Origin of the sequence: Aquimarina muelleri DSM 19832, assembly GCF_000430665.1 — a bacterium.
In the GTDB taxonomy this organism is placed as follows: Bacteria; Bacteroidota; Bacteroidia; order Flavobacteriales; family Flavobacteriaceae; genus Aquimarina; species Aquimarina muelleri.
Genome location: NZ_AUML01000073.1, coordinates 1 through 5,774, shown reverse-complemented (window position 1 = coordinate 5,774; position 5,774 = coordinate 1). Strand labels below are relative to the sequence as shown.

Sequence of the window (5,774 nt, the reverse complement as noted above, 5' to 3'; positions counted from 1 at the left end):
AATAACATAGGCTAAATCATTAGAACCTATCCTAACCTCTGGTAAATTATCGGAATACTCTGAACTTTTTTTCTTGAATGTATCTAAAAAAGAATCATCGATAATAAAACAACTACCACTATCTGTACGGATATATTCTTTTCGTGCCTCTGGATAATTAGGGTCTATAGGAACATAAACCCCTCCTGTTTTTAATATCGCTAAAAAAGAAACTATCAACCAATCACTACGATCTAAAATTACTCCTATTAGATCTCCTCTATTAATATCATGGTTAGATAATAAATAATGTGCTAACTGGTTAGAAAGAAGATCCAATTCTATATAACTTAGTCTATTATCCTCATAAACAACTGCTATAGATTCTGGAGTTTTTTTAACCTGATCTACAAATAATTCTACTAATGTCTTATCTTCTGGATACGCTAATTCTGTACTATTAAAGGTTCCTGTTAATTGATCAGACTCATTTTCTGATAAAATCAGATCCATTCTAACAGAAGTTTTAGGTTTTTCACAAAAATAAGATAGAATGTTATCGACATAACTATGAAAACGTTCTAAAGAAACTTCTGATTTAAAATCCTTATGTAAAGCATACTGGAATTCAACCCCAGTACCTCCAGTTAGATTAACCGTTAAATTTAAGCTCGAATTTGTTCGTTCAAAAGAAGAAATATCTAAATCATCTGTAACATCTGTATCCTCGTCAGACGAATCGTTTATTGAAAAATTTTGTTTATTGATATCATTGTATACATGAAAATCGATATAATTAAACAAGGTATCGAATAAAGATTCATCATTATTCATACCGATAAGTCGCTTGATCTCAAAAAATGTCAAATGCCCATAAAGTTGTACTTCTTTCAATTTTTCTTCAATATCTTGAAAATAAGAATCCCAACTACCTTCTGATTTAAAAAGATAACGTACTGGTAAAGTATTTAAAAAACACCCCAAAACCTTGTCACCATCTTTTACTAGTGGACGATTATTAGAAACCAACCCAACCGTTAACTCCGCTTCATGAGTAAACATCTGTAATGCATAAATATATGCTCCAAAAAACACAGTTTTCAATGTAACATTAGACACTTTACATTGTTCTTGGATACTATGTAAAAAAGAGATATCATATTGTCTTACATAGTTTACTGTTTTTTCTGTTTCTTCTGAAAAGATTTCTAAATTCTTATATCCTGATAATTCTTCTTTCCAGAAAGAAATAGCTGTAGTATCTTGCTTAGCCATTTGCTCTTTAATGATAAAATCACGTTGGCTACAATCTATTTTAGAAGGAAGATAATTATTTTCTTTTTTGAGTTTAAAATAGGTTTTATATAGCTCTGTAGCAAATGAAGCGACACTCCAACCATCCAATATAGCATGATGAAATTGAAAAACAATTACTTTATTATAGGCATCAATAGTAAAAATATGAAAACGGTATAAAGAACCTTCTTGAACCTGAAAAGAAATCTTTCTTTCTAACATCAAAAATTCTTCTATTCTTTTTTCTTGTGTTTGCTTATCTAATATGCTTAAATCTGTATGTTTTATATCAAAGGAAACTACTTTATGTACAATCTGAACAGGCTGATTGTAATCGGAAAAGTTAAATTGTGTACGAAATATTGAATGTTTTTCTATTAATACTAAAATAGATTTGTGAAATATTTCAAAGTCGAAAGAGGAATCTTGAAAAGGAAATAACATTTGATCATGAAAAACCGCCAAACTAGGGTCTATTAATGATTCCATAACCATACCTTGCTGGACATCACTCATAGGATAAATATCTTCTATCAGATCTGAATCTTCTCTAGAATTTAATATTGAGGAACACAATACTGATATTTTAGATTCAACGTCTTTGTAAAGAAGATCATATGTTCCATCATAAGTATCTACATTTAATACTGAATCAGAAAATCCCTGTATATTACTATAATTAAAAAGATCTCGTAACTGGATGTGCTTATCAAACGTTTCATTTATTTTTGAAATTAATCTAATAGATATAATAGAATCTCCTCCTAGTTCAAAGAAATTATCATAAATACCTATTTGCTCTACTCCTAATAATTCCTTCCATATTTTTACTAACTGTAGTTCTGTTTCGTTACGAGGTGCTACATAAACCTGCGTTGATAAATCTGAACTATCTGGTTCTGGTAACGATTTTTTATTTAGCTTTCCGTTACTGGTTAAAGGCATCTCATCTAGCTCTACCCATAATTGAGGAACCATATAATCCGGTAAACTTAACTTTAATTCCTCTTGTATGGATTCTTTATCGAACTCTCCTTCTACAACAATATAACCTATCAAACGTTTATTTCCATTTACATCTTCCCTAGCCAAAACGCAACTACTTTGAATCCCAGCCAACTTTGATAAAGCATGCTCTATCTCTCCCAACTCGATTCGATATCCACGAATCTTAACCTGATCATCTTTCCTTCCTAAATATTCAATACCTCCATCTGCTAACCATTTACCTAAATCACCAGATCTATATAATCTCGATTTACTATCACTACTAAATGGATTATCTATAAATTTTTCTTGTGTTAACTCTCCTCTATTTAAATACCCCCTGGCTACGCCTGCTCCTCCAATGCATAGTTCTCCTACAACTCCGATAGGAACTAAGTTTAAATAATCATCAACTATATAACATTCTAATGTAGGAATAGCCGATCCTATAGTACTCTTAGAGCTAAGAGTATCAACAACTGTAATCTCTTTATAAGTAACATGAACTGTAGTCTCTGTAATGCCATACATATTAATTAGCCTACAGTCTGGATAAAATTCCTTCCATCTAGCTAAATAACTAGGATTTAAAGCCTCTCCTCCAAAAATCACATAGCGAAGTGAATGATTACTACTTCCTGAAAGAAACTCTTCTTGAAGAGCGTAAAAGGAGCTTGGTGTTTGGTTTAAAACGGTAACTCCTTCGTTTATTAATAAATCTTTAAAAGATATAGCATTTTTAGTGACTTCTTTTGGAACAACTACTAAACGTCCTCCATGCAACAAAGCCCCATACATTTCCCAAACTGAAAAATCAAAACAAAATGAGTGAAATAAAGTCCAAACATCTTGAGATGAAAAATCAAATAAACAAGAATCATTATAGAATAAACGAACTACATTAGTATGAGTAATCAAAACTCCTTTTGGTTTTCCTGTACTTCCTGAAGTATAAATTACATAAGCTAAATCTGAAGGTGATGATACATTACTAAGTCCATTTTCTGAAAAACCACCAATTACATCGCAGTCTCCATCCAACAATAAAATTATAAGATCTTTATTATTTTTTAATACTCTACTACCATAAGCACTACTCAAAACTATATTAATACCAGCATCATCAAGTGTGTAATCTATACGATCTTTAGGGTAATCAGGGTCAATTGGAACATAAGCTGCTCCTGATTTTAAAATACCTAAAATCCCAATTAACATCTCCAAACTACGCTCTAAACAAATCCCTACTAAATCATCTGGTTTGACACCTTTTTCTCGTAAGTAATGTCCCAATTGATTAGACCGTTTATCTAACTCTTCATAGCTCAATTCCATACCTTTAAAAACTACAGCAATAGCATTGGGAGTTCTTGATGCCTGATCTGAAAATAAATCTACAATTGTCTTATTTTTTGGATAAGTAACTAGAGTGCGATTGAAAGATTCAAACAACTGTATTTCCTCACTGGATGTCAACATCGATAAATCACCGATTGGCTGAGTAATATCCTTTACAATACTAAACAACAATTCTTGATAATGCAAAAGCATACGATCGATGGTAGAACTATCAAATAAAGCTGTACAATACTCCATATCTAATATAATACCAGCATCATTTTCTGATGCATGTAGTGCTAGATCAAACTTAGAAGTAACTGTATCGAACTCATACTCTGAGATAGTAATGCCTTCTAAACCTCCCAAACCTTCTGCTGTTTCTTTAGATTCTTCTGGAGTACTTTGTAAGTCAAACATTACCTGAAATAAAGGGGTAATATTCATATCTCTTTCGACAACTACACGATTCACCACCTTTTCAAAAGGTGCTAATTGATTATCATATCCCCCCAAAGTAGTGTCTTTTACCTGTTTTAATAGTTCTATAAAACTTGGATTGCCACTCAAATCACTTCGAAGAGCTAAGGTATTGATAAAGAATCCAATCATACCCTCTAACTCGGATTGCGTACGGTTTGCTATCGGTGTACCAACACAAATATCATTCTGACCACTATAGCGAGACAGTAAAATCTTAAAGGTTGATAATAAAAACATAAAAGTAGTAACACCTTCCTGCTTACATAAAGACGCAATCGAAACACTTAATTTTTTATCTAGTTGAAAATAAATACTAGCTCCTACGGTACTTTGTAATGAAGGACGTACATAATCCGTTTGTAATGATAAAGTACTTACTCCTTTTAATTTTTCTTCCCAGTAAGACAACTGACTTTCTAACACTTTTCCTTCTAGGTAGTTTCGTTGCCAGACTGCATAGTCTTTATATTGTAAACTCAACTCTGGCAAAATAGCAGAATGACCTGATTGTAAAGCACTATATAACTCAGTAAATTCATTAACCAAAATACCTTCTGACCAACCATCACTAGCTATGTGGTGAAATACACAAGCTAAAACATACTGATCGTTTCCTAAATTATATAAACAAACCCGTAGTTTATAATCTTTTGATAAATCAAAAGGAATCTCTATAAATGAAGAAATCGCCTCTTCCAAGCTATCATTATCATCTAATATCTTGTTTTCTAATATCCAATTATCACAAGACATTATTTCTTGATATCCTATCCCATCTTTAGAACAAATATTTGTTCGCAATACTTCATGTCGATCTATTATCTTACAAAAAGAAGTTTCTAAAAAAGAAATATCTAAAGCTCCTTTTAATCTTAAAATAACAGGCATGTGATACTCTAAACTTCCTTTTAATTTATCCAAAAACCATAAGCGTTCCTGTCCAAATGACAAAGGGATTTCTGTAATAGAGTTTAGATCACAAGGAGTAACCTTTGTTAATTTATTCTTTTTATTTTTAGCTTTACGTTTCTCTATATATTTAATGATTAACGCTTTATTTTCTTTTATTTTTTGAAGTAAATCAGAATCAATAGGGGTAGCCGATTTTATTGTTAAAGAATTGTCTTTTAGTCCAATCTTTACTCCTTTTTCACTTGCCTCTTTTAGAATATTTAAAATTTCTGCATTCATGCTTAAAATTATATTTCAATAGTTTCATTATAGTTTTCTTGATCGTCTTCGTCTTCGTCAAGATCTAGATTAAAAAATTCAATAAGTGCTGCTTGTCCCTCTATTTTTGTATGTTCAAAAACCTCTCTAATAGAGACTTCTATACCTAAATCTCTACGGATCATAGAAACTAATCGGGTCGCCAATAAACTATGACCTCCTAATTCAAAGAAATCATCATAGACTCCTACTTGGTCTACTCCTAATAACTCCTGCCAAATGGAAACTAATTGCTTTTCTGTTTCTGTACGTGGCCCTACATATTGCTGAGTTGAAAGATGTGTGTCATCAACCTCTGGTAATGCCTTCTTGTCTATCTTTCCATTAGGTGTCAAAGGTAGATCCTCTAACTCTACCCACAATTGGGGAACCATATACTCTGGTAAACTTGATTTTAAGTGTTTTTGTAACTCTGATTTATCCAAGGTATCTCTCTCTGACATTACAACATAACCGACAAG

Annotated in this window: 2 protein-coding genes; both read right to left on the bottom strand. The window is 31.8% G+C overall.

Features of this window, described 5'->3' with window-relative positions; translation table 11 throughout:
- The coding region (locus H527_RS23320; protein ID WP_027414012.1) for a non-ribosomal peptide synthetase at positions 1–5,274 on the bottom strand (5,274 nt) is incomplete at its 3' end.
- 8 nt (positions 5,275–5,282) lie between these two features.
- A partial coding sequence (locus tag H527_RS22645; RefSeq protein ID WP_051316868.1) for a phosphopantetheine-binding protein occupies positions 5,283–5,774 on the bottom strand: 492 nt, incomplete at its 5' end.